General features: G+C 26.7%; 23 protein-coding genes and 1 pseudogene. 23 read left to right on the top strand and 1 reads right to left on the bottom strand.

Going from position 1 to position 25,863, the window contains the following annotated elements; translation table 11 throughout:
• Window positions 1-172 precede the first annotated feature (172 nt).
• The 23 genes from CHTY_RS01330 to gap all read left to right on the top strand — a co-directional run bounded on the left by CHTY_RS01330 (window position 173) and on the right by gap (window position 24,378).
• A complete protein-coding gene (locus CHTY_RS01330) occupies window positions 173-628 on the top strand; it encodes a hypothetical protein (protein ID WP_203552133.1) in 456 nt (151 codons plus the stop codon).
• A gap of 481 nt (window positions 629-1,109) precedes the next feature.
• Complete coding sequence (locus tag CHTY_RS01325; RefSeq protein ID WP_203552132.1) at window positions 1,110-1,514, top strand: hypothetical protein; 405 nt, start codon at window positions 1,110-1,112, stop codon at window positions 1,512-1,514.
• A gap of 26 nt (window positions 1,515-1,540) precedes the next feature.
• The gene (locus CHTY_RS01320) at window positions 1,541-1,693 is read left to right on the top strand and encodes a hypothetical protein (RefSeq protein ID WP_203552131.1); all 153 of its coding nucleotides are present in this window, start codon (window positions 1,541-1,543) and stop codon (window positions 1,691-1,693) included.
• Window positions 1,683-2,030, top strand: a complete 348-nt coding sequence (locus CHTY_RS01315) for a hypothetical protein (RefSeq protein WP_203552130.1) — start codon at window positions 1,683-1,685, stop codon at window positions 2,028-2,030. Before CHTY_RS01320 ends, CHTY_RS01315 begins: the two co-directional genes overlap by 11 nt.
• Before the next feature lie 747 nt (window positions 2,031-2,777).
• A complete protein-coding gene (locus CHTY_RS01310) occupies window positions 2,778-3,662 on the top strand; it encodes a hypothetical protein (protein WP_203552129.1) in 885 nt (294 codons plus the stop codon).
• A gap of 56 nt (window positions 3,663-3,718) precedes the next feature.
• Window positions 3,719-4,141: a hypothetical protein gene (locus tag CHTY_RS01305; RefSeq protein WP_203552128.1), complete on the top strand. Its 423-nt coding sequence runs from the start codon at window positions 3,719-3,721 to the stop codon at window positions 4,139-4,141.
• Between the two features lie 1,300 nt (window positions 4,142-5,441).
• Complete coding sequence (locus tag CHTY_RS01300) at window positions 5,442-6,452, top strand: lipoate--protein ligase (protein WP_203552127.1); 1,011 nt, start codon at window positions 5,442-5,444, stop codon at window positions 6,450-6,452.
• A 124-nt stretch (window positions 6,453-6,576) separates the two neighbouring features.
• Window positions 6,577-7,248, top strand: a complete 672-nt coding sequence (locus CHTY_RS01295) for a hypothetical protein (RefSeq protein ID WP_203552126.1) — start codon at window positions 6,577-6,579, stop codon at window positions 7,246-7,248.
• Between the two features lie 233 nt (window positions 7,249-7,481).
• Window positions 7,482-9,155 (top strand): AAA family ATPase, encoded by a 1,674-nt coding sequence (locus tag CHTY_RS01290; RefSeq protein WP_246454059.1) that lies wholly within the window; start codon window positions 7,482-7,484, stop codon window positions 9,153-9,155.
• Between the two features lie 283 nt (window positions 9,156-9,438).
• Window positions 9,439-12,198 (top strand): cation-translocating P-type ATPase, encoded by a 2,760-nt coding sequence (locus CHTY_RS01285; protein WP_203552125.1) that lies wholly within the window; start codon window positions 9,439-9,441, stop codon window positions 12,196-12,198.
• Between the two features lie 256 nt (window positions 12,199-12,454).
• The gene (locus CHTY_RS01280) at window positions 12,455-13,123 is read left to right on the top strand and encodes a S24/S26 family peptidase (RefSeq protein ID WP_203552124.1); all 669 of its coding nucleotides are present in this window, start codon (window positions 12,455-12,457) and stop codon (window positions 13,121-13,123) included.
• Between the two features lie 50 nt (window positions 13,124-13,173).
• On the top strand, window positions 13,174-13,815 hold the full coding sequence (locus CHTY_RS01275; RefSeq protein ID WP_203552123.1) for a uracil-DNA glycosylase: 642 nt from the start codon (window positions 13,174-13,176) through the stop codon (window positions 13,813-13,815).
• A gap of 108 nt (window positions 13,816-13,923) precedes the next feature.
• A complete protein-coding gene (gene dut, locus CHTY_RS01270; protein ID WP_203552122.1) occupies window positions 13,924-14,385 on the top strand; it encodes a dUTP diphosphatase in 462 nt (153 codons plus the stop codon).
• Between the two features lie 394 nt (window positions 14,386-14,779).
• Entirely contained in the window at window positions 14,780-15,577 is a 798-nt protein-coding gene (gene rpsB, locus CHTY_RS01265; RefSeq protein ID WP_203552121.1) for a 30S ribosomal protein S2, read from the top strand.
• Window positions 15,578-15,802: 225 nt separating this feature from the next.
• Entirely contained in the window at window positions 15,803-16,630 is an 828-nt protein-coding gene (gene tsf, locus CHTY_RS01260) for a translation elongation factor Ts (RefSeq protein ID WP_203552120.1), read from the top strand.
• Window positions 16,631-16,711: 81 nt separating this feature from the next.
• Complete coding sequence (pyrH, locus tag CHTY_RS01255; RefSeq protein WP_203552119.1) at window positions 16,712-17,431, top strand: UMP kinase; 720 nt, start codon at window positions 16,712-16,714, stop codon at window positions 17,429-17,431.
• 2 nt (window positions 17,432-17,433) lie between these two features.
• Entirely contained in the window at window positions 17,434-17,988 is a 555-nt protein-coding gene (frr, locus tag CHTY_RS01250; RefSeq protein WP_203552118.1) for a ribosome recycling factor, read from the top strand.
• Between the two features lie 33 nt (window positions 17,989-18,021).
• Window positions 18,022-18,939, top strand: coding sequence for a phosphatidate cytidylyltransferase (locus tag CHTY_RS01245; RefSeq protein ID WP_203552117.1), 918 nt, complete (start codon window positions 18,022-18,024; stop codon window positions 18,937-18,939).
• 289 nt (window positions 18,940-19,228) lie between these two features.
• The gene (gene tpiA / locus CHTY_RS01240) at window positions 19,229-20,035 is read left to right on the top strand and encodes a triose-phosphate isomerase (RefSeq protein WP_203552116.1); all 807 of its coding nucleotides are present in this window, start codon (window positions 19,229-19,231) and stop codon (window positions 20,033-20,035) included.
• Between the two features lie 102 nt (window positions 20,036-20,137).
• The gene (locus CHTY_RS01235; RefSeq protein WP_203552115.1) at window positions 20,138-20,932 is read left to right on the top strand and encodes an HAD-IIB family hydrolase; all 795 of its coding nucleotides are present in this window, start codon (window positions 20,138-20,140) and stop codon (window positions 20,930-20,932) included.
• Window positions 20,933-21,138: 206 nt separating this feature from the next.
• Window positions 21,139-22,005: a class II fructose-1,6-bisphosphate aldolase gene (fba, locus tag CHTY_RS01230; RefSeq protein ID WP_203552114.1), complete on the top strand. Its 867-nt coding sequence runs from the start codon at window positions 21,139-21,141 to the stop codon at window positions 22,003-22,005.
• A 99-nt stretch (window positions 22,006-22,104) separates the two neighbouring features.
• On the top strand, window positions 22,105-23,307 hold the full coding sequence (locus CHTY_RS01225; RefSeq protein ID WP_203552113.1) for a phosphoglycerate kinase: 1,203 nt from the start codon (window positions 22,105-22,107) through the stop codon (window positions 23,305-23,307).
• A 63-nt stretch (window positions 23,308-23,370) separates the two neighbouring features.
• Window positions 23,371-24,378: a type I glyceraldehyde-3-phosphate dehydrogenase gene (gap, locus tag CHTY_RS01220; RefSeq protein ID WP_203552112.1), complete on the top strand. Its 1,008-nt coding sequence runs from the start codon at window positions 23,371-23,373 to the stop codon at window positions 24,376-24,378.
• Window positions 24,379-24,461: 83 nt separating this feature from the next.
• On the opposite strand, the pseudogene CHTY_RS01215 reads toward gap, so the two are convergent.
• Window positions 24,462-25,863: pseudogene (locus tag CHTY_RS01215) on the bottom strand (hypothetical protein); the annotation flags it as partial.

Here is a 25,863-nt window from a genome sequence, read left to right as displayed (position 1 = left end):
AGATTGTAAAGTAGAAAATAGATTTCTTAAAAGATTCAGATAAAGGATTAGAAAGATAAAAGATTAGAAAACCATCGTATTAAAGAATATTAAAAAATGATCATTATTCGGTGGAATATATGCCATCAGTCAATATCACAAAACCAAAACAGCAACCGAAATCACAGTAAACTTGGCGCCCCGTCAAGACATCATCAAACTAGATAATGTTAGAACAAACTCTACCCTATTGTTAGTCCCCAACAATTCCAACATCTTTGACAACACAAAGGAAACCAAAGAAATAAACCACCAAGCAACAATAACCAATCAATCCCCAACAGAAACTTTACACCTAAAAATAGGTAATCACGAAATCGAAATAAAAAACGATAACGCAATCTTAAAAGAACAAGTAAACAAATTGTTAAACATTAAATACTACTACAACCAAAACGGAACAGAGACAGAATATAACGATTTAAATCCACCAACAATGAAACCCCAAGAAGCTAAAGACGTAACTATCAAAATAACCTTAAAGGAGGAAGAATTATCAGGTTTCACAGAAACTGACTTAAACACTTTTCGTAACAATTGGCAACCTAATACAGTTAAAATTAACATACCAATTGAACTTGTTGAATAATGCCCCCAGTTTCCCATATCATAACAATATCACTTCAACAACTATAGATATCCTAATTAAAATCCATCCCAAAAACTATACACGAAGCTATTAACGATGATGAAAACTTAACCAATGATCTCACAAATTGCACCAACATAACCGAAGTAAAAAACGTTTTAAAAGCACACAACATCATTGATGATTATCTATTCTACGCATCCTATATACAACCACCGCCAGAAGATAAAAAGTATGTAATAATCATGGTCACCAGAAACAACCCATATTATATTAAATTAACCAATAAAATACTCGAAGTCTCCCCAGACTACAATTAACTCAGAACTAATCTTGAAAGATTAGTTCTTTTTTTATACAACAACCAACCACACGTAACAACCTCCACCAAAAAAACCCAAAGCCAAGCAATACTCTTGCAAAAAAAAAGAGTATAATAGAAAATGTATGATTAAATACTAAATAAAGGAGAAATAAAAATATGAATTTTATTAAAATTAAAAACACATTAAAAAACCCAATTATCTTCATTTCAATTATTACCCTAACTACGGGAGTATTATTCGGCGGAATATACGCCATCAGTCAATATCACAAAACCAAAGAATCAACCGAAACCACAGTAAAATTGACTCCCCAAAAAGACATCATCAAACTAGATAATGTTAGAACAAACTCTAACCTATCATTAACCCCTAAAGATGCCATCCTCTTTGACAACACAAATGAAACCAAAGAAATAAACCACCAAGCAACAATAACCAATCAATCAAAAACAGAAACTTTACACCTAAAAATAGATGATGCGATAATAACAAGTAATAACACATCCTTAAAAGAAAAACTAAAAAACTTAATTACTACAACCAAAACGGAACAGAGATAGAATATAACAATTCAAAACAACCAAAAATGAACCCCGGAGAAGCTAAAGACGTAATTATCAAAATAACCTTCAAGGAGGAAGAATTATCAGGTTTCACAGAAACTGACTTAAACACTTTTCGTAACAATTGGCAACCTAATACAGTTAAAATTAACATACCAATTGAACTTGTTAAATAATACCCCCAGTTTCCCATATCATAACAATATCACTTCAACAACTATAGAATTCTACGCAAAACCCATCAAAAAAATCAACATATACAATGCTATTCAAGGTAATGACTATTTATTAAACAAGCTAAAAACTTGCACCAATCAAGCACAAGTAGAAAACGTTTTACAAGAATACAATCTCATTAATGAATACTCAAAGCAATATCTATCCTATGAAAAGCAATCTTTTGATTATTCTGATGGGACCCAAAGTATTTGCATCAAACCCACTCCCTTTCGTGAAAACCCATATTACGATCCGCATGGTAAAATATTTGAAGTCTCCCCAGACTACAATTAACTCAGAACTAATCTTCCAAGATTAGTTCTTTTTTATACCCTCAGCTAATCTTCAGATTAACGCCTAACACACACGTAAGGAGAACCAAAACATGAAATAGGAGGAACAAATCAACATGCAAAGATTAAAAATATGCTTCAAAAAAGAGAAAGTGGAGTAGAAAAAATGTATATTTTCGGCGTTAAGAAAAAAACAAAAACAGTAAAGTAAGTACAATTTTAAAATAAAAAAGAGACTTGTAAAAGTCTCTTTTTTATTTTAATGAAATGTGATCTAAAATATAAAAAAACAAGGTAATTGCTCGGGTATTAAGTTTATGTGAGCGTAAAACTTGTTTTTTTTTTTTGGTGTATAATTATAATTAATAGCTATTTATTATAGAAATCAATAGTTATCAAAAAAATAAAAGAAAGGTTGAAAAAATTAATAAATTTAAAAGTTTGCTTAACAAGGATAAAAATAATAATGTTATTTATTTTTTATTATGGGATTTTAAAAACTTTTTGTTTGGTTTTTCTAAGTTTTTATGATGAAGCAATGCCCCAATTATTGTCTATAGGTGGCGAAGATTTATGAATAAAAACATTTAACTCAACAAGCATATGACGAAATTTAAAAAAATATTAGGTTTAGTTGAGGAATATAAATTTTCTATTTTGTTAGTAAATTATATAACAATAGAACAAATTTAAATTGTTTTTTGTTGAAATGAAAAATTATTTTTCAAAGAAAGGTATAGATAAAGAAATGGAAAACGTAAAAGCTTTAAAAGTTAAAATCAAAGAGTTAGAAAATAAAATAAAAATTTTAGAAGAACAAATAGAAAATTCAGAAGATGAAGATCAAATAGAAGCTTTAGAAGATCAAATAGAAAATTTAGAAGAACAAATAGAAGACGCAGAAGAACGAATAGAAACTTTAGAAGATCAAATAGAAGACGAAGAAGATCAAATAGAAAATTCAAAATATGAAGGATATACAAAAATTTCCCAAAATAAAATAAAAACTTTCGAACCTAATAAGAAGTTGTTAACAAAGGAACAACAAGCAGACCAAGAGAAGGGTGTAAGAGAATTAAAAGGTGAAGTAGATAAATTAGAAAAAAAGATAACAAAAGATAAAAAAAACATATTGAAAATATTTGTCATAAATTTCATTCTTATTTTATTTCTGATTTTTTGTACATCTAAAATTAATTTTTTGCAAAAAAAAGTTTGGATTTCGTTAATAATTGTATTACTTTTTGTCCCGCTGTGGGCGTTTTTTACGCGTAGACTTAATAAAAACTATCGACAAAAAGATAAAACATTTATACAAATAATGGAAAAAGAATCAGAAGAATTATATAACGACAACAATCTTCTTTCCCAAAAGTTGAAAATCATTAACAAACATGTAAATGAATTGTTTGAAAACATGAAAAAACAATTTAATAATTCAAGTAATGAATTGCCACAAATACAAATAAAAGATACAGATGATATTAAGCAATACTCTTGCGCTTGGAAACAAATATCAACCCTGAGAAACACATTTGAAGAAAACATAACAACATATAAGAAAGATATAAAAAAAGATATAAAAATGTATAAAATACAGAAAGAAAATTCTAAATTAAAGCAAGCTAATTAAATAATAAATAAAAAACTAGTAAAAATCAAGAATAAGAAACAAATGAGGTATAAATAATGGAAAACAATTGGATTTTAAAAACAGTCTCCAATGTGCTTAACAAGATATCTAATAATGATAATTTAATGTATTTTTTTGTTTTTGATATTGCTATATTTATCTTTTTACTTATATCTTTTATAACATTAATAATTAAATATAAAAAAACTAAAAATACTTGTGAAACTTATAAATCATTTGCTACTGATAACGAATTAGTTGATAAAATAATGACATTAAAATTAAAACAAATTACAGCAGAAATGAAAAAAACCCTAGGTTTTACTGATTCAGTTATCGAAAATAGTTTAAAAAGGTTATCAAAGAAAAAATTAATTCAAAAAGATATAAAAGAGTTATCAAAGCAAAAATTAACTCAAAAAGATATAAAAGAATTGATTCAAAAAGATCAAAATTCTAAACCAAAAACCAAAAAATAATTAAATATCTCAAATGAACTTTATTAACTTAAAAAAACATCAAAGACGATATTTTAATAATTAAATGACGCAAAAAGTTGTTTAATAAACAAAGAAATAAAGATATGAAAATAATACAAGTTCCATCATTTTCTTAGATGAAACAAACATTATTATAATCTTAAATTTTTAAAAATTAATTATATTTAAAAATTTAATAATTATAAAATTTTAATAAAAGGTTTTAACTTCATCATGACAAAAAAACCATATATAAGAAAAATTAAAAATTTTATATAAATTGCTAAATTAAGGTGGAATACATTTTATGATTTTCATAGGTGCGTTAATTAATTTAAAATTAAAAATTTTACAATTTATAGATTTTTGTATAAATTATATGTGTAAATTAATTAAAATAACTAAAATTAAAACTACAATTCAAGAATTTATATCTAACAATATTTTATCCGAACAATGCATCCCTAAAGAAAGAATAAGCCAATTGATAAGTTTAATTTTTTTGCTTTTAATTTTATCTTGTTGGCCTTATATAGCTTATACCATCCAATTTACATATTATGTGTTAGATTTTATTTTTTTACTAATTAAAAAAATCATAAAAGGGGTATTAAATTTATTTTCTAAAAAAAGAACATAAAAGGGATATTAAATTTTTTTTAATTAAAAAAATTATATAATAAAGGAGAAATTACATGGATCCGAATAAATTATTTTCTAAAATTTTTTGGTTTGTGATTAAAATGATATTTAGAATTTTATTTTTTATTATAATATTTTGGTTTGTAAAAAGTGTTCAATTAGCTTGGCGAAGAATAAAAACAGGTTTTTTAGTTAGTTTGTATAAACAGATGTCAATGGAAAATAAAAAGGAAGTTGTAAAAAAATAATATGTGGAGTTGGTTAGAAAACATTTTAATAAATCATAAAAAGGAAATTGGTATCGTTATAGATGTAATAGAATTTTTGATTTTAATCCCCTGCTTTTTATTATTATTGTGTGTCTTTGATGATATTTGCAAAGTAATAAATAAAGTTTTTAAATTTTTCAAGTCAACCAAGAATAAATCAAATAATGATTCTAATAGACAACAACAAATTAATTAATAATCTGAAATTAAACCAGAAATCTTTTTAAAATACTTAACTAATAAATATTTAAAAGATTAAGATAAAGTATATGTTATCATAAAACCACTTTTTAAGTGGTTTTATTATTATTTTATTAATTACTATAAATGTTATAATAAAGGTGAAAGATAGTGGTTAATAAAATAATAATAGAAAGATAATGATATAGATGACTTTAATTCAAATGAATCATGTTTGTGATTTAAAACCTTATTTTTATTATGCTTTAGAACAATATGCTCTTGATTATTTATTAAAAAAGAATAAAGAAGAAAGTTATTTCTTTATTTGGAAAATTAAAGGGGTTGTAGTAGGTAAAAATCAAATTATTGAAAATGAAGTTAATTTAGAATATCTTAAAAATAATAATATTGCTTTATTTAGAAGACCTACTGGGGGAGGATGCGTTTATAATGATCTTCAAACTCCTCTTTTTAGTATGATTGTTCCACGAAGTGATAATTTTAACTTTAAACCATATTTATTAAAAATTGTTACTCTTTTGAAACAATTAGGACTTAATGTTTCTTTTAGTGGCCGTAATGATATTTTATTAGAAGGTAAAAAAATATCTGGGAATGCTTTTAGACAAACTAAAAATGGTATGGTTACTCATGGAACCCTTCTTTATAATTGTGATTTTAATACTATGGTAAATGTGATTACCCCTAATGATCAAAAATTAATTTCTAAAGGAATTAAAAGCGTTCGTTCAAGAGTAGTTAATATTAAAAATTATCTCCCTTCTGGGATGACTCAAGGTGACTTAATGCAATACCTTATTCAAGGGTTAACTGCTAAAATTTATTATCTTAGTCAAAAAGAAGAAGAATTATTAGCAAAAGAAGCTTTAAGATATAGTTCTTCTGAATTTATTTTTCAAGTTCAACCACATCATACTAAAATACTTAAAAAACGTTTTTCTTGGGGAAACTTAGAAATCTTTTTAGATTTACGTTTTGGTAAAATAGAAGATATCTATTTAATTGGTGATTTTTTTCATAAAGAAGATAATTTAGCTCTCTTTTGTCAAACTTTTAAAGGTACCCCTTATCAAACTAAGTCTTTAAAAGAAGTTTTATTAAAACAAGATATTAAAGATTATATTTTTAACGCTACTAATGAAGATTTTTTAATGTTATTACAAGAAGGAATCCTAGAAGAACAATTAAGTTATTAGAGATATTAATCAATAATTATTAAAATCATCAACAGTTATGCTTATTAAGTATGTGTATAAATAGCAAACACTTATTAAGACCCTTCTTAATCAACTAATAGACATAATATAAAGGAATATTTTCATGTTACAAAATCAAAAAAATATTTTAAAAAAAATTATTGCAACATCATTTTTATTATTTTTAGCTTTCTTTGTTGAAATAATATCCCGTTATACTATTAACTTAAATTCTCCTTGTGATTATTCTTTGTTTAAAATTGAATTAGTTTTTATTATTTTAATTGGTTTTCTTTTTGGTTTTAAATACAGTTTTTGTTCTAGCCTAACTTATTTATTAATTCATTATGCTTTTGAATATTTTATAATGGAATTATTAATTAATTCTCATACTCATTCTCATGAAGAACATCACCAATATTCTTCATATTTAATCTTTTTTTATCGCTTTTTTATCCCTTATCTTATTTGTTCTTTTTCTGGTATCTTTTATCAAAAAGAAACAAAGAAATTATTTACTAGCTTTTCTTTAATAATAACTTTATCAATTATAAGTATAGTTCAAATTATAGCAAGTATATTATTTATTAATTTAATAAAAGAACATTTTTTAGAACATCAAACTCAAAATTTAGTTACATATTTTTTTTCAAACGATTATAGTTTTGCTATTAATGTCATTTATAGTGTATTATCTGTTATCATTAATAATTTAATTATAGGAGTTACCCTTTATCTAATTAATCGTCATCTTTTAAATAAATTAGATTTTTGGTATAGTTTAAAAAAAGATTAGTTATTAATGCAATTAGTCTTTTCTTGATATTGCTTTTTATACTTTTTTATCTTCTTCTTTTATTTTACTTTTAATTTTAATCTTCCCTTTTTATCAAATATTTATATAGATCATGGAGTTTTATCTTCTTCTTTTTAAAAAGTTTTTGTATCAAAAACAAAATTATTTTTTATCTTCTTCTTTTTGCTATTTTTATTATTTTAACCCTAATAACTTTTGAAATATTTTATTTTATGAAAGAATATATATCCTTAAAAGGAGCCTCTTTAATCAATTTTTATGAATTAATAGATAAAATAAAAACACAAGATATTAAGAAAATTCATTACACTTATAAAAATAATTATAATTTCTTTTTTAAAGATCATTATTTGATTCAAGCAGAAAGCTATCAACATCAAAAATATTATTGTCAAATACCAACTTCCTTTTATAGTAATTTTTTATTTTATATTAACAAATATAAGTCATTTTCAACTATAGTAATCTCTGATACTAAATATAATTTCTTAGAAGTATATATTCGTATAGTTTTCTTTTTATCTTCTTTTATTTTTATGTTTTATATTGCAAGCAATCTTGGCAAACTCTTATTTCATTATAGAAATAGCTTTTCTCATCATCTTTATCAAAATCAAAAAAAAACTAATATTACTTTTCATCATATTGCAGGTTTAATTACCGAAAAAATAGAAATACAAGAATTTATCGATTTTTTAAAGCAACCTCAAAAATATCAAAACATAGGTTTAACTATTCCAAAAGGGGTTTTATTAGAAGGACCTCCAGGAACAGGAAAAACTCTTTTAGCACAAGCTTTAGCTAATAAAGCCGATGTCCCTTTTTATTCTTTCTCTGGATCTGAATTTGTTGAAATTTATGTTGGCCTTGGAGCATCCCGTATTAGAAATTTATTTCAAGAAATTAAAAATAATTCTCCTTGTGTCTTATTTATTGATGAAATCGATACTTTAGGGGCTAAAAGAGGAATCAGTTTACACAGTGTTCATCAAGAAAAAGATCAAACTCTAAACCAACTATTAACTGAAATGGATGGCTTTAATCCGTTAACACAAATTGTTGTGATAGCGGCTACTAACAGAGTAGATATTTTAGATCCCGCTTTACTTCGCCCTGGAAGATTTGACCGTATTATTAAAATTAATTTACCTGATTTAGAAGCGCGAAAAGCTATTTTAACTCTTCATGCACAAAACAAAAAAATAGCTAAGAATTTTGATTTTTCCTATTTGGCTCAACAAACACAAGGATTAAATGGGGCTCAATTAGCTGCTATTTTAAATGAAGCCTCTATTTTAACTCTTCGCTTAAAACAAGAATTTATTGATGAAAAGATCTTAGAACAAGCTCTTAATCGTTTGTTAATGGGGTTTAATCCTAAATACCATAAGCATTCTTTAGAAGAACAAAAAATAATTTCTTATCATGAAGCAGGAAGAGCTATTATTAGTTTAAAAGTTCCTTTAGCCCCTAAGTTAAAAGAATTTACTCGCGATAGTCATAAAATTCAAAAAGATTATCATAGTAATTGTTTAGAACAAAATTTCGACTTAACTTCTTTACAAAAAAAAATAGCCTTAATTACTTATTATTTAGGAGGCAAAGCAGCAGAACAATTAATTTTTAATGATTTTTTTGATCTTTTTGATGATTTTAATCAAACTAAAATAATTGCTCAATTAATCCTTGATAAATATACGATTAATGATATCAATTCGCTTAATGTAACAAATATGATGAATCCTGCAATTAAACATATTATTTCTTTTTGTTTTTCAGAAGCACAACAAATTATTAAAGCTAATCAAACTTTATTAACTACTATTGCACAAACTTTATTACAGCAAGAAAATGTTAATTTAGATGATATTAATGGTCTCAGTTAGAGCTTTCGGTCTAACTGAGGATCTTTTTTTATTTCCAGTTCTATTCACAATATTATTTCTTTTTGTGATCTCGTGCGAAAAAGCACCAACAATTACATATTTTCTTTTTTTTAGCATTTATTGTTTGCTTTTATTTTTATATTTGTTATAATTTAATCAGGCTTAAAGAATAAATTAAAAAACAGCCTGATGATTTTATTATGATTTATTAAATAAAAGCGTTTATTAATAATAGATATTTACAAAAGCAACAAAATATTGTCAAAGGAAGAAAGAACTTTATATGAATAAAAAAGAAGAACTTTTGCAAATAAGTAGTCTTGATAAAGATGATGTTTTAAAATATTTAAAAACAAATGTTCATGGTCTTACCAATGAACAAGCTATTCAAAGACAACAAATATATGGCAAAAATATTATTAAACAAAATCGATCTTTTCACTTTTGGAAACAATTCATCAAACAATTTACCTCTTTAATGGCGATTTTATTATGGATTGCTGCCTTTTTTTCTTTTTGTCTTGGTCATGAGCATTACAGTATAGGTGTGGCTATTGTTTTAGTAATTGTGGTTAATGGTTTATTTTCTTTTTCGCAAGAATATAAAGCTGATAAAATGTTATCTTCTTTAGGCAAAATGATTCCTAAAAAAGTACAAGTTTATAGAGAACAAAAAAATGAAATGATTGATGTAGCTGAATTGACTATTGGAGATGTGATCTTTTTAGAAACTGGAACTCAAGTGCCAGTGGATGCCAGGATTATTCAAGCTAATAGTTTTTTTGTTGATAATTCTATGTTATCAGGGGAAACCATTCCTTTAAACCGCAATGAGTCCCCTAATGATCGCCATGATTATTCTATTGCTGAAATTCCTAATTTAGTTTATGCCGGCACAACAGTTACTCAAGGAAGTTGTTTGGCTGTAGTTTATGCTATCGGTAATGATACTCAAATTGGAGAAGTTTCTAGTTTGTCTCAAACTATTGATAAAGGACGTAGTATTTTAGATCAAGAAATGCACCATATTATTAAAAAAGTGAGCATCATCGCTACTTGTGTTGCCTCAATTGCTTTTGCTATTTCCTTTTTTTTTACAGGAGCAGAAGTTTTTTCAAAAGCTAATTTTAAATGCGCAGTTATTGCTGCTGTAGGAATGTTAGTTGCTAATATTCCTGAAGGCTTATTGCCAACAGTTAATTTGAGTTTGGCGGTGGGTTCTCAAAGAATGGCTAAACAAAATGCTTTAGTTAAAAAAATTACTTCTTTAGAAACCTTAAGTTCGACTACTGTTATTTGCACTGATAAAACAGGTACTTTAACACAAAATCAATTAACAGTTAGAAAAATTTTAACTCCAGATACTTTAATCAAATTTGCTGGTTCTGGTTATAATGATCAAGAACGATATCAACTTTCTTCCGATCAAATGTTTGCTCAAAAAGGAATTGAAAAGTTTTTAGTAGCTGCCATTTTATGTTCTGAAGCTAAATTGATTCCGTCAGACAAAAAACCTCATCAATTTAATTTAATTGGTAATCCAACTGAAGGAGCTTTATTGATTGCTGCTAAAAAATATGGTTATAATTTAGAAAGCGTCCAAAAAAGTGTTGATATTTTAAAATTAAATCCTTTTACTTCAGAACGTAAAAAAATGAGTATTTTAGTTAAAAATAATCATGAAAAAGTATATGACTTAAATTCAGAATATTTATTCATTAAAGGCGCTCCTAATATTATTTTAGAACAATGTCAAATGCAATATAAAAATCAGAAAGTCAATCTTTTTACTCAAGAAGAAAAAGCCTCTTTTTTAAAACATAACGATAATTTTGCCAGTCAAGGTTACCGTGTGTTAGCGCTCGCTTATAAAAAAATTGAGCAAAATCAACCCCTAGAAGAAGATATGGTTTTCTTAGGTTTTGCTGTTAATTATGATCCACCAAGAGAAGAAGTTAAAGAAGCTGTTCATAACTTGACTCAATCAGGACTTAAAATTACTATTATTACAGGAGATTATGGTTTAACTGCAGCCGCTATAGGTAAGCAAATAGGCATTATTAAAGATGATTTTATTGGCTTAGATGGGGTTGAAGTTGAAAAAATGACTATGGAACAATTACAAGAAGCTTTACAAAGTCATAAACCAGTAGTTTTTTCGCGCACTACTCCTAAACATAAATTAAAAATAGTACAAGCTTATCGTAATAATGGTGAAATCGTAGGTGTTACTGGCGATGGCGTTAATGATATTTTAGCCCTTAAAGCAGCTCATATTGGTATTGCTATGGGTCGATCAGGAACTGATGTGGCTCGCAATGCTGCTGATATGATTTTGTTAGATGATAACTTTGCTACTATTTCCAAAGCCGTCTTAGAAGGACGCTGTATTTATGAAAATATTAAAAAATTTATTACTTATGTTTTTGCCTCTAACATTCCTCAAATTTTCCCTTTCCTGGCAATGGCTTTTTTAGGAATTAAAGAGTCTTATTTATATGTTTTACATATTTTAGCTATTGATCTTTTAACTGATTTAATTCCTGCGATTGCTTTAGGGGCTGAAAAAACTGATTCTAGTTTATTAGCTCAAAAACCTCGTAGTAAACACGATCATTTAATGGATGCTAAAGTATTAAAAAGAAGTTATGGCTTTTTAGGTATAGTTGAAGGTCTTATTTCTTTATCCTTATTTTTAATTTTTTACAAAGTACTTGATGAACCATTCAGATTAGCCTCTACTATGGCTTTTGGAGCTGTTATTTTTGCACAAGTAGGCAATGCTTTTGCGTGTCGTTCTAATAAATTTTATTTTTGGCAAACATTAAAAAAACCCAATAAAATCTTATATTACGGTATTTTAATAGAAATATTATTCTTTATCTTAATTACACAAATTGAGTTTTTAAGTAATATTTTTCACACCCAAATACTTGATTTCAAGTATTATTTATGGTTTATCTTATGTCCTATTATCCTTTTATTATTTGATACTATTTGGAAAAAAGTTTTTGTTTTTAATAAAAAAAACCCTCAATTATAAAAATTATTTTAATTTGGGATTTTCTTTTTTTAGTTATTACATTAATATTGATATTTTCAAAGAGAATCTTCGGAATCTCTTTTTTCTTTTTTCCTGTCTTTTTTCTCTTCTTTTAAACCTCTTTGTTTTTATCCCTAAGTTCTCTTTGGTTTTACTCCTCAAAATATTTTTTATATGCTATAATTAAATTGTATTATGTATTATAAAATCCCATAAATGATAGATTTAAATAAATAGAAGGATTCCTGTGTCAATTATGAAACCAAATCGCAAAGAACAAACAATATCTAAGAAATCTCCTATTGCATGTGTTAAGAAAACACTATTGATCATTTTTGATATTTTTCTTTTTTATTTATTAATTGCTTTTTTAGGTCAACTTTTTTTTGCCAAACATTCAACTAAATGGTTAGGGATTTCTATTTTTCCTGTTGCTTCAGGAAGCATGGAACCCTATATTCAAGGACCTCCTAAGGAAAATCCAAATGCCTCTGGTGATTTTGTTTTTATTAGAGGGGTTTGGAATCCTACTAAATTAAAACCTGTGGGAGGAACAAGGGAAACCAATCCTACAAACAAGCCTGATAAAAAAAACAATCAAGATGGTGATATTGTAGTTTTTGAAAACCCTTGTTATGAACGAAACCCATCCGGTGAAAAAAAACTTATTATTCATCGAATGGTCTATAATGATCCAGTTAAGAAAGTAATTGGCACTTGGGGCGATAACAATTTCAATCAATTAGAATGTGAAAAAAAAATCCCTTATGATAAAATTGTGGGTAAATATATTTTTAAAGACTCTCGTATTATGCCTAATCTTAAAAATTTTTTAAAACAATATTGGTATTATATTCCCTTAGTGGGCGTTTATTTGATTATAATGTTTTATTTCATCCGTGCTATTATTAAAAATAAAGAATAGTTCTAAATTTGCCTAATTTTTAAAAATCAAAAATTTCAAAGGAATAAATAATGTGGCAAAAAATAATTTCTTTGGAACAAAAGAAACTTTATTTTCAAAAAAAAGTTAAATTTTTACAACAAGAATATTTGAATAATAAAATTATTTACCCTGATCAAAAAGATATTTTTGCAGCCTTTCGTTTAACCCCTTTTGAAAAAGTAAAAGTAGTGCTCTTAGGTCAAGATCCTTATCATGGACCTAATCAGGCTCATGGATTATCTTTTAGTGTTAAATCTTTGTATAGGCCTCCTAGTCTTAATAATATTTTTAAAGAATTAAATAATGATTTGCAAGTTAATAATCATAAAAATGATTTAACTTCATGGGCTTTACAAGGGGTTTTATTACTTAACGCTATTTTAACAGTTCAAAAAGGTCAACCCTTAAGTCATCATAATATCGGTTGGCAAGAATTTACTAAAAATATTTTTAAAACTTTACAAACTAAAAAAAATATAGTATATCTTTTATGGGGAAACTTTGCTCAAAATTATCAAAAATACATTATCAAAGAAAATAATTATATTATCAAAAGTTCTCATCCTTCTCCCCTTTCTGCTTTTAAAAGTTTTTTTGGTTCCAAACCATTTTCCAAAATTAATATTTATTTAAAATCTCACGGAATTAAAGAAATTAATTGGGTTCTTTAGATCCCTTAGATATACTTTTTTACATCCTTTTTTATCCTTCTTTCCTCATCATTTTGTTTTGACCATCAATATTATTATAAAATAAAAGAAAACTAAGGTTTATTGTTTATGAATACAAAACAACGTTTTTTCGAAAAAATTAGCATTTACCAACATCAAGCAATTAATCTTCCTCAAAGGCAAACTCAAATGAGTGCTGGATATGATTTTGAAGCTGCTCAAAATTGCGAAATTCCTTCTCAAACAGTTGTTTTAGTTCCTACTGGAATTAAAGCTTCTTTTCCTCAAGATGAAGTTTTATTAATTTATATTAGGTCTTCTATTCCTTTGAAAAAAAAATTAATGATGGCTAATGGAGTTGGAGTAATTGACAGCGATTATTATCATAATATTAAAAATGAAGGACATATTTTAATTCCTTTATATAATTTTTCAAATCAAACAGTTCAAATTACCAAAGGAGAAAGAATTGCACAAGGTCTTTTTCAAAGTGTGTTACTAAGCGCCAAAGAAGCAACTCCTTTATCGTTAAGAGAAGGAGGTTTTGGTAGCACAACTCATAAAAATTGATTTACTATCATAAAACTATCATTATATGCACTGAAATATGCTAAAATATTTTAGGAAAAAAGATATTTTTTTATTTGTCATCATGATGATGTTTTGTTTTTTTGATATTTTATGATTTGTTATGTTTTTTATATTGTTTTTTATTTATTCTTCTTCTTCTTTTCTTTATTAACGAATTAATTATAAACCATTTTCACAAAATGTAAAAACAAATTAAAAAAAATATTTTTACTTGTTACAATTTTGATAACAAAATAGTAAACAGCAAATTGCAACAAATCACAACACAAAAATAATTTAGATTTTTAACTTTTATGTTAGGAAATCAAAAAAACAAATTGCAATCATTTATTATTTATATCGCAAATACCAAAAAAGGAGTTTTTTAACGAACATGGCAGTAGTTACAATGAAACAATTATTAGAATCAGGAGTCCATTTTGGTCACGCTACTAGAAAATGGAATCCCAAAATGAAAAATTATATTTTTACTTCAAGAAATGGAATTCACATTATTGACCTTAAAAAAACCTTAGAAAAAATTGAACAAAATTATCAGGAATTATTAAAAATAATTGCAGAAGGTGGAAAAATTTTATTTTTGGGAACCAAAAAACAAATCCACGCATCTATTAAAGAAGAATCGCAACGTTCTCAACAATACTACATTACTCAACGTTGGTTGGGAGGCACTTTAACTAATTTTAACACTATTTTAAAACGTATTCAATTGCTTCACACCTTATACAAAGAAGAAGAAGATGGAATTTGGCAAAAATTACCTAAAAAAGAAGTAGTTAAATTAAAAAGAAAAAGAGATAAATTAGAAAAATTTTTAGGCGGCATTAAAAACATGCAAGAATTACCTCAAGCTCTTTTTGTAATCGACCCTGAAAAAGAAAAGATTGCAGTTGCAGAAGCTCGTAAATTAAATATTAAAATTTTTGGCATTGTTGACACTAATTGTGATCCTGATTTAGTTGATTATATCATTCCTGCTAATGATGATGCTATTAGAGGGGTTAAATTAATAACTTGGGCTATAGCTAACGCTTGTGTTGAAGGAGCTGGTGGAGTTCCTGAAAAATTAGAACAATTTGATGCTAAAAATGCATTAAAACCTCAAACTTTTAACAATGCAAATCCACACCACAGAAGATCTTATCAAAATAAAGTTAGAAAATCAGCTTAATTGTTTAATTGACAAAATAGAAAAAAAGTGGTTATAATTAAATAACTAATTTTTTTTGTATTTTTTAAAATCAAGCAACATGTCTTAAGTGTTTGGTCGTATAAAACACGAAAAATATAAATGTTTACCAAAATTTAAAAGCACCAAATTAATCAAGAAGCGTTTTTTCTTTTTATCAACAGCCACGCCAACATTATTTTAAAAACCAAAATAAAAGGAGCAAAAATGAAAATTACAATAGACATGATTAAAGAATTGCGTCAAAAAACTCATGCAAGTATGATTGAGTGTAAAAAATCTTTAGAAAAAACCTTAGGAAATATTGAAAAAGCAATTGTTTTGTTAAGAGAAAAAGGAATTATTAAAGCATCTCAAAAACAACACCGCATTACTGCTGAAGGATTGATTAATATTGTTATTGATCAAAATAATGCTTTTTTATATGAATTAAATTCAGAAACTGATTTTGTCGCTAAAAACGAACACTTTCAACAATTAGTTGACACCATAGGAAAAACAATTCTTCAAAAACAACTACAAACAGTAGAAGATATTTTATCTGCTACATATCAAAATAAAAAAATAAAAGATTTGATTTTAGAAAAAATATCTATTTTAGGAGAAACAATTACTCTTAAACGAGTTTTAAAAATTACTAAAAAAGATCAAGAATGTTTTGGAACTTACAAACATCAAGGAGGGCGGATTTCTGTTTTAACCATTCTTAAAAACAATTGTCCTTTAATTGCTGAAGATATTGCTATGCATATAGCAGCAGTAGAACCGAAATTTTTAACCTTTGATCAAATTGATCCTCAATTTATAAAGTTAGAAAAAAATATTTTACAAAACCAAACCGAAAAAGAATTTTTAGATAAAAAACCATTACATATTTTAGATAAAATAGTGCAAGAACGTTTAAACAAGGTTTTAAGAGACCATTGTTTGTTAGAACAATTTTTTATTAAAAACCCTAAACAAAAAATAAAAGATTATCTAAAAAAAAATCAAACAGATGTTACCTATTTTATTCGTTGGGCAATCACTAATTAATGATGGTAATTATTTTTTTTAAAAAGAAAAAAATAAACCTTCGAAATTATTTTTTCAAGGTTCATGAAATAAGGTTTTGGCATGTATAAAAAAATTCTTTTAAAATTAAGCGGCGAATCCCTGAAAGGGAACTCCCCTTATGGCATCGATCCTCTAACTATTAAAAAAATTGCTTTAGAAATTAAAGAAATTAAAGACTTAGGGGTTCAAATCGCTATTATTGTAGGAGCAGGTAATCTTTGGCGCGGTCGTATCGGAGAAGAATTAGGAATGGATCGTTCTCAAGCTGATTACATGGGAATGCTAGGAACTATTATGAATTCTTTAGCTTTACAAGATGCTTTAGAACAAACCCAAACAATTACACGCGTTATGACTGCTTTCCCTGTTTCTGCGGTGGCAGAACCTTATATCCGTCGTAAAGCTATTCGTCATTTAGAAAAAGGGAGAGTAGTTATTTTGGGAGCAGGAGCTGGATCTCCTTATTTTTCAACCGATACTGCTGCCGCTTTAAGAGCTGCTGAATTACATATTGATATCATTTTAATGGCTAAAAATAATATTGAAGGGGTTTATAATAAAGATCCGAAAAAACACAATGATGCTATTTTGTTAAAAACTATGAAACATGAGCAAATTTTATCACAAAGACTTGCTGTTATGGATATTACGGCCGCTTCTCTTTGTTTAGAAAATGATATTGATATTGTCGTTTTTAATATGCTTCAATCAGGAAATATTAAAAAAGCGGTTTTACAAAAAGAAATTGGCACTATTATTAGTTCAAAAGGAGATTCATAAAGATGGAACAACAAACTCAAGAAATTCTTGCATTAATCGATAATAAAATGTTACAAGCCCAAAACATTATGTTCAAAAATTTTGCTGATATTCGCACTGGAACGGCGAATCCTAATATTTTAAATAAATTAACTGTTAATTATTATGGAATACCCACTTCTTTAAAAACATTAGCTTCAATTAGTGTTTCTGAAGGCAATCAATTGAACATTAAACCATATGAAAAAACTTTAATTCCAGCTATTAAAAAATCAATTTTAGCTTCTGATTTAGGAATCACTCCTGAAACAGATGGTGTTGTTTTAAGACTTATTTTTCCTAAGCCAACTGAAGAAAAAAGAAAAGCTTTAATGAAAGAAGTTGAAAAAATAGCTGAAAAAACCAAAGTAGCGATTAGAAATATTCGTCGTGATGGTAATGATAAAATTAAAAAAATGGCACTTACTAAAGATTTAGAAACTTTAAGTTTAAATAAAATTCAAATTTTAACTGATAAAAATATTAAAATTATCAATAATGAAACTGTTAATAAAAATAAAGAGCTTTTAAAAGTTTAATTTTTTTATAATCACTAAATAGGGGGGGTTTTTATGATAAAAAAGAGAATAATAACTGCTTGTGTTTTGGTATTATGTTCCTTCTTCTTTTATTGTTTACCTCGTAATATGAAAATTATAACATTTCTTCCTTTAACCATCAAAGGCACACAAGAAATGTTAATTTTATTTCATCATTCCCATAGCAAAACTCATAAAAATCAATTTTGGACTCGTTTTTGGGTAGTCTTTTTATTCACCTTATTATTTTTTATCAGTGTTTTGATTGCATTTGATTTCTTTCCTTCTTTGGGCCAATTATTTATTTTTGAAAACAAATCAAAATTATCCTTTTTTCTTTTGTTTTATCCTTTCATTTTGTTTTTATTGGTTTTTGTGTTTTTACCTTCTTACAACACTTCAGATATTAGTAAAACTTTTTTAATTATGATTTATGTTGGTGGTGGGATGGCATCTCTTTTAACTTTAATTTTAGCGCCCCTCCCATATTTACTTTTTTTTGTGTTAATTGTTGTTTTAACTGATTCTTTCGCTTTTTTCGCTCGTTTTCACAAACTTTTCCCATTTTTAAATCTAGGACTTTTGGCTCCGCAATTAAGTCCTAAAAAAACAAAAAAAGGAGCTATTTTAGGGACTTTTGGCTCGCCTTTGGCTACTCTTCTTTTTTTCTTGATAACATCCCTCTTCAACTCGAATTTCCAAATTAAACATTTTCCTTTATTTTTTATATTTGCTTTTTTAATTTCCATTGTTTCTCAAATCAGCGATTTACTTGCTTCTAAATTTAAAAGAGAATATAATATTAAAGATTTTGGCAATTTTTTACCAGGACATGGTGGTTTGTTAGATCGCTTTGATTCTTGGATATTTACTTCTTTTTTTGCCCTTTTTCTTTTTTTTGTGTCATCCTCCCTCTCCCCTATTTTTGAAGTTTATTTTTCATCACCTTGATTTGTATATAATTTAATACCTTTTCCTTTGTTGAAATTATGATATAATCTTATTTGTGAGTGATTTATATTAAAATTTCTTTTTTTGTTTTCTTTATTGCTCTTTTTTTATCGTTTGATTGCTTCATATCCTTGCAACATAAATGATTTATTCAAATTTATATTAAATGTTTTTTTCACTATTTTATGTTTATAGATATAGACTTTCGTCAGCAAATCAACGAAGTAAATTCATTTGTTTAAAATAATTTATCTTTTTACAAAAAATTAACATAAAAAGGAGTTATTTTATGAATTATCATCAAAGAACCAAGATTATCGCAGGTAATTGGAAGATGTATAAAAACAAAAATGAAGCTTTAAAGTTTATTCAAAAAATTAATGTTTTAATTCCGGATATAACCAAAGTAGAAACTATGCTTTTTGCCCAAGCTACTTTGTTAGATGTTTTAGTTCAAAATCAAGGCCCTAATTTAAAAATTGGTGCTCAAAATATGTTTTATGAAAATGAAGGCCCTTTTACAGGAGAAATCTCCCCTCTTAATTTAAAATCTTTAGGGGTCCAATGTGTTTTATTAGGTCATAGCGAAAGAAGAGAGCGTTTCCAAGAAACAAATCAATTAATTAATAAAAAATTGTTACTAGCTCTTCAAAACGATTTATATCCTGTTTTATGCTTAGGAGAAACTTTAACCATTAGAGAGCAAAATCAAACTAAACTCTTTTTAGAACAACAATTAACTCAAGCTTTACAAGGTGTTTCCCTTGAATCAATGGATAAAATAACCATTGCTTATGAACCTATTTGGGCTATTGGCACAGGTAAAAGCGCTAGTCCTGTTGATGCTAATAATACCATTAAGCAAATTAGAAATAAAATTGCCTCTTTATATTCAAAACAAATATCAGAAACTGTAAGAATCATTTATGGTGGTTCTGTTTCTCCCGAAAATATTCAAAACATTTTAGAACAAAAAGATATTGATGGTATTTTAGCAGGAAAAGCTGCTTTAGAACCTGAAAACTTTTTATCTTTTGTTAAAATAGCTTTGCAATATTCTATTCCACGTTTGCAAACGCTTCATAATAAAAAATAATTTCAACCTCTTATGTTTGACTTGTTTCAAAAATAAACTTATTTATTAACTTTTTAATTTTAATTTCATTGTTTATCGCAATATTATAAGGAGTTTTTTAAAATGCAACAACAAAAAAGGATGTTTTTTTTTGATATTGACGGAACCCTTTTAAGTTCTAAATATAAAAAGATTTTTTCTCAAACTACTGAAGCTATTAAAAAATTATCGCAAAATCCTAATAATATTTTAGGAATTGCTACTGGTAGAAACACAAAAAGAATCGATGTTTTAGGGGAATTGCTCCCTTGCTTTAAACATTTTATTTTATTTAACGGCGGTCTTACAAAAGTTAATGACAAAATTATTGATGATCGACCTTTTAACAAAGAAGTGGTTAAAGAATTGATTCAAAAAGCTCATCAAGCCAAAATCCATATTGGTTTAACAGGGATGAATCAAGAAATTGTCCCTAGTAAGCAAGATTTAATCCCCGCTTCATTACAAGAAATGTATTGCACTAGCAAAAATTCTTTAGTGGATCCTCAATTTCATCTATACAATAATGTTTATCAAATTTGGCTATTCGAACCTAATCGTGAAAAACTAGAAGCATTTATCAAAGACCTTAAAAACTTACAAATATATTATTGGCGAAGTGAAGGTGGTGTAGATTTGGTTCCTGAAAAAATTAATAAAACTTGTGGCATTGAACTTATTAAATCCTTATACCCCCAACATCAATTAATTTGTGTAGGAGATGGTTATAATGATGTTGATATGTTGAAGTACGCTGATATTGGTATAGGAATGGACAACACTAATTGTTCCGAAGTTAGAGATAATTCCACCCTTTTAGCTCCCCACATTGATACTAATAAATTTTATGATTTTTTAAAAAAACAATGTTTAGTTTAATATTTTTTTTAGATAATCAAAATATTTAATTTGTGAATTGTTTTTTAACAAATTTTAAAATTTGTTAGTTAAATAATTTGGTTGATTTATTTTTTGAATTATAATGTTTTAAAAATATTAAAAAAGTTAACCATCAAAAAGAATAATTTATCCATATTTTGTCACTTTCATTTTATGAAATACAAGATAAGAAAGGTTGTAGTTAAATGTTGACTTCAGATAAAAAAATTATTTTAAAGGCGCATCAACAAGGATACGCAATAGCTCAAGTAAATATTAATAATTTAGAATGGGCCAAGGCAGCCTTACAAACAGCTGAAGAATTGAAATCTCCTGTTATCTTAGGAGTATCTGAGGGAGCCGCAAAATATATGGGAGGTTTAAAAACAGTTTTTGCCATGGTAAAAGAACTAGATGTTTTTTATAATGTGTCTGTTCCTGTGATCCTTCATTTAGATCATGGTTCTTATGATGGTGGATTAAAAGCTATTGATGCTGGCTTTACTTCAATTATGTTTGATGGCAGTCATTATGATTTTGAAACCAACTTACGCAAAACTAAAGAAATGACTAAAATATGTCATGATAAATCCCTTTTAATAGAAGCAGAAGTAGGTGGCATTGGTGGCGAAGAAGATGGCATCGTTGGACAAGGAGAAATAGCTGATCCTGAAGAATGTAAACAAATAGCTGATTTAGGGGTAGATATGCTTGCTGCTGGAATTGGAAATGTTCATGGAAAATATCCTGATAATTGGTCTGGTCTTGATTTTAACATTTTTGCTAAAATTAGAGAATTAACTAACAAAAAAACACCTTTAGTCCTTCACGGAGGAACTGGGATTGCAGAAGACATGATCAAAAAAGCTATTTCTTTAGGGGTGGTAAAAATTAATGTTAATACAGAGTTTCAATTAGTTTTTGCTCAAGCAACAAGACAATATATTGAAGATAAAAAAGACTTAACCAATAAAGGATTTGACCCTCGTAAATTATTAAATCCTGGCTTTTTAGCTATTAAAGAGTTAATGAAACATAAATTATCTCTTTTTGGCTCCATCAACAAGGCATAATTTCATATTTGTTTTGCTAAAAAAACTTTGTTGAATTCAAAATTTTGCAAACAAGAAAAACAATATTTAACATTTTCCAAATTAAAAGGTACCTATGTTATGAATTTATCATTAACCAATTTAAATGTTGCTAATAAAAAAGTGTTATTAAGAGCAGATTTAAATGTTCCTTTAGAAAATAATATTATTACAGATAATAACAGAATTAAAGCTATTTTGCCGACGCTAAAATATTTAATCCAAAAGAAAAGCAAAATTATTATTTTTTCTCATTTAGGACGCATCAAAGATGAATCTCAAAAAAAACATTTTAGTTTACAAGTGGTAGCTGATAAAATATCTCTTTATTTAAATCAAAAAGTATTTTTTGTCCCTCAAACTAAAGGTCCTCTTTTAGAACAAACTATTAATAATTTATCTCCGGGTGATGTTTTGGTTGTGGAAAATACTCGTTTTGAAGATTTAAATCAAAAAAAAGAAAGTAAAAATAATCCTGAATTAGGAAAATATTGGGCTTCTTTAGGAGACGTTTTTGTCAATGAGGCTTTTGGAACTTGCCATCGAACTCATGCTTCTAATGTTGGGATTGCCACCAACATTAAAGAAAAATGTTTTGGCTTTTTAGTTGAAAAAGAGATTAATTTCATTCAAAAAATTATCAATCAACCACAAAGACCACTAGTAGCTATTTTAGGCGGTTCTAAAGTATCGGATAAAATTGAACTTATTAAAAATCTTTTAAAAAAAGTTGATTATCTTTTAATTGGCGGCGGTATGAGTTATACTTTTTTAAAAGCTCAAGGTTTTAACATTGGAACTAGTTTATTAGAAAAAGATAAAATACCTTTAGTTCAACAGTTATTAGCGTCTCCAGAAGGTCAAAAAATAATTTTACCTAAAGATTTTGTTTGTAGTCAAGAATTTTCTTCAGATACTCCAACTTCTATTTATCAGTATTTTAATATTCCTGATAATTTCATGGGACTTGATATAGGCCCTACAACTGTTGAACTTTTCAAAAGTTATTTGCAAAAAGCAAAAACTATTGTTTGGAATGGTCCTGTAGGTGTTTTTGAATTTGAAAAATTTAGCCATGGAACTCGGTCTTTAGCTCAAATAATTAGCAATTTGCCTCCAACAACCACCACTATTATTGGTGGCGGTGATAGTGCAGCAGCTGTTTTTAAATTTGGTTTAGAAAAACATTTTAGTCATATTTCAACTGGTGGAGGGGCATTTTTAGAGTTTTTAGAAGGAAAACCAATGCCAGGATTAGCTTGCATTACAAATGAATTCAAATAATATTTTGACTAAAAAAATGTTACAATTTTAATTTTAAAAAAATAAAAAAGAGGTTTAAAAAATATGAAAGTACGAGTAGCAATTAATGGGTTTGGTCGCATTGGTAAATTAGCCTTTCGTCTTATTTTTGGAAATCCTAAATTTCAAGTAGTAGCAATTAATGATTTAGCAAATTTAGAAACTATTTCTTATTTATTAAAATATGATAGCATGCAAAAACCTTATAAAATAAATGATATTAGTTATCAAGATAATTATTTAGTAGTTGAGGGACAAAAAATTCCTGTATTCCAAGAAAAAAATCCTCAAGATTTACCGTGGGGTTCTTTAAAAGTTGATATCGTTTTAGAATGTACAGGGTTTTTCACAAGTAAAGAAAAAGCATCTTTACATTTAAAAGCCGGCGCTAACAAAGTTTTAATTAGTGCTCCTGCCAATGATGATGTGAAAACTATTGTTTATAATGTTAATGATCACACCTTAAATAAAGATGATATAATTGTCAGTGGAGCTTCATGCACTACTAACTGTTTAGCGCCAATTGTTAAAATATTAAATGATCATTTTGGAATCAAACAAGCTTTTATGACTACTGTTCACAGTTATACTGGCGATCAATCTTTAATAGATCAAAATCACCCTAAAGGGATTTGGACACGACGCGGTAGAGCAGCTGCCTTTAATATAGTTCCAAGTTCTACTGGGGCAGCTAAAGCTATTGGTTTAGTTATTCCTGAATTAAAAGGGAAATTAGATGGCACAGCAATTCGAGTTCCTACTATTACAGGTTCTTTAGTTGATTTAACAGCGGAATTAAACAAGAAAGTAACTGTAGAAGAAGTTAACACTATTTTGAAAAAAAGTGCTAACGAAACATTAGCTTTCATTACAGATCCCATTGTATCATCAGATGTTGTAGGAACTACTTATGGTTCTTTATATGATGCTAACACTTTGCAAATTTTAAAAGATAATCCAAAATTTATTAAATTAATGTCTTGGTATGATAATGAAATGAGTTATGTTAATCAATTAGTAAGATTGTTGCATAAAGTAGCAAGCTTAATTTAATTTATTTATTGTTTAAAATTATATAAAAAAACAAACTATTATAAAATAGTTTGTTTTTTTATATAATTTTAAACAATTAATTATTAATTAAAAACACTTAATTTTGAATTATTTAATTGTTTTCTAATCCGCTTCATATTAAAATAACTATAAACAGCAAAAAGACAAGAAGAACAAAGAACTACAATTTTAATTAATAAATTGAACCAATCAAAATAATTGTTATGAATGAAATTAAAATCTTTTAACTTTAAAGTAGCTATTTTTTGTTCTAAGATGTTTTGTGACATGGGCTTTAATTTACAAATAAAATAGTTGCCGCTTTTATCTTGTAATTCAATAATATATTGTAATCCATCTAACCAACTGTTTTTAGTAATATAAGTCATTCTTTCAATTTCATAATGATCAACTTTATAAAATAACTCTGAAGCATTTATAAGTTTATCTTTGTTTTCATAAAATGGTAAAAAACTAAAATAATCATTAAGTTCGCTTATAATTGTTATCATTGAAAACATTAAACTGGCGATAATTATTATCAATAATATAATTTTTTTGTTGCCAATAAATAATTTGTTTTTAATTTTAAACTTAAACCAAATGATTTTCAGTAAGACAATTAACAATAAAATAATTATAAAGAAAAAGCAAAATAAACACATTAAATTTATTAAATGATTACATTTTCTTTTTTGTTTAGAATCGGTTTCAAGTTGAAAACCAAAACTATTATGTTTTTGAAAATCTTCTATTTCGTCTACAGTTGTAATCTCTTTTAGTTGAAATTGATCGGCTAATTCTTGAATTAAATTTCTTTTTTTGTAAACTAAAGCTTTAGCGTTACTGAAACATTTTTGTATAATTTCCTTTTGGTAATCATCCTTATCCTTATCATTTATGGCGATATAACTAAAATTAGTTAATTCTTGAGCTTTAAGAAAAGCTTCTTGAAAATCTTGGCAAGTTTTATCAACAGTTTTTTCTAATAAAACTTCTTCAGCCGCTTTTCCTGATAAATTTACTATAATTTCTTTTAACAAAACATCACTAAATTTAATATTTTGGTTTTGGCTTTTGGGAAACAAAGTTAAAATTTTATCATTAAATCGAGGAATTAAAGAAATTGAATTTAAGAAATGAGTTTGGTGCACTTGGCTAGCTATTATTTTAGCAGCTTGATGAATAGCGACAGCTTTTTTTTCACCTTCATTATATTTATTAATTTTGGCAATCCCTAATAAAATATTATCTTTAGCTTTAGCTATTAATTCATCGTTAATTTCTTTAAAATTGCCAGTTATTTGCAAAATAGCCGCTTCGTTTAAAATAGCTTTTAATTGAGCGCCGCTTAAACCTTGAGTTTGTTGAGCAAGTTGTTCTATATTTTTATGGGTTATTCCTTTTTTATTTTTTGCATGAAGTGCTAAAATAGCTGTTCTTGCTTCAAAATCAGGGAGTGATACTTTGACCTTATAATCAAAT

The sequence above is a fragment of the Candidatus Phytoplasma meliae genome, from assembly GCF_016876135.2.
Note: the sequence above shows the minus strand (reverse complement) of the source record. Positions and strands in the feature narration are given on the sequence as shown.

Excerpts from the sequence above, each read along its gene's own strand:
- CHTY_RS01325 (WP_203552132.1), top strand. The coding sequence starts at position 1,110 with ATGAATTTTATTAAAATTAAAAACACATTAAAAAACCCAATTATCTTC.
- CHTY_RS01320 (WP_203552131.1), top strand. The coding sequence starts at position 1,541 with ATGAACCCCGGAGAAGCTAAAGACGTAATTATCAAAATAACCTTCAAG.
- CHTY_RS01310 (WP_203552129.1), top strand. The coding sequence starts at position 2,778 with ATGGAAAACGTAAAAGCTTTAAAAGTTAAAATCAAAGAGTTAGAAAAT.
- CHTY_RS01305 (WP_203552128.1), top strand. The coding sequence starts at position 3,719 with ATGGAAAACAATTGGATTTTAAAAACAGTCTCCAATGTGCTTAACAAG.
- CHTY_RS01300 (WP_203552127.1), top strand. The coding sequence starts at position 5,442 with ATGACTTTAATTCAAATGAATCATGTTTGTGATTTAAAACCTTATTTT.
- CHTY_RS01295 (WP_203552126.1), top strand. The coding sequence starts at position 6,577 with ATGTTACAAAATCAAAAAAATATTTTAAAAAAAATTATTGCAACATCA.
- CHTY_RS01290 (WP_246454059.1), top strand. The coding sequence starts at position 7,482 with ATGAAAGAATATATATCCTTAAAAGGAGCCTCTTTAATCAATTTTTAT.
- CHTY_RS01285 (WP_203552125.1), top strand. The coding sequence starts at position 9,439 with ATGAATAAAAAAGAAGAACTTTTGCAAATAAGTAGTCTTGATAAAGAT.
- CHTY_RS01280 (WP_203552124.1), top strand. The coding sequence starts at position 12,455 with ATGAAACCAAATCGCAAAGAACAAACAATATCTAAGAAATCTCCTATT.
- CHTY_RS01275 (WP_203552123.1), top strand. The coding sequence starts at position 13,174 with ATGTGGCAAAAAATAATTTCTTTGGAACAAAAGAAACTTTATTTTCAA.
- dut (WP_203552122.1), top strand. The coding sequence starts at position 13,924 with ATGAATACAAAACAACGTTTTTTCGAAAAAATTAGCATTTACCAACAT.
- rpsB (WP_203552121.1), top strand. The coding sequence starts at position 14,780 with ATGGCAGTAGTTACAATGAAACAATTATTAGAATCAGGAGTCCATTTT.
- tsf (WP_203552120.1), top strand. The coding sequence starts at position 15,803 with ATGAAAATTACAATAGACATGATTAAAGAATTGCGTCAAAAAACTCAT.
- pyrH (WP_203552119.1), top strand. The coding sequence starts at position 16,712 with ATGTATAAAAAAATTCTTTTAAAATTAAGCGGCGAATCCCTGAAAGGG.
- frr (WP_203552118.1), top strand. The coding sequence starts at position 17,434 with ATGGAACAACAAACTCAAGAAATTCTTGCATTAATCGATAATAAAATG.
- CHTY_RS01245 (WP_203552117.1), top strand. The coding sequence starts at position 18,022 with ATGATAAAAAAGAGAATAATAACTGCTTGTGTTTTGGTATTATGTTCC.
- tpiA (WP_203552116.1), top strand. The coding sequence starts at position 19,229 with ATGAATTATCATCAAAGAACCAAGATTATCGCAGGTAATTGGAAGATG.
- CHTY_RS01235 (WP_203552115.1), top strand. The coding sequence starts at position 20,138 with ATGCAACAACAAAAAAGGATGTTTTTTTTTGATATTGACGGAACCCTT.
- fba (WP_203552114.1), top strand. The coding sequence starts at position 21,139 with ATGTTGACTTCAGATAAAAAAATTATTTTAAAGGCGCATCAACAAGGA.
- CHTY_RS01225 (WP_203552113.1), top strand. The coding sequence starts at position 22,105 with ATGAATTTATCATTAACCAATTTAAATGTTGCTAATAAAAAAGTGTTA.
- gap (WP_203552112.1), top strand. The coding sequence starts at position 23,371 with ATGAAAGTACGAGTAGCAATTAATGGGTTTGGTCGCATTGGTAAATTA.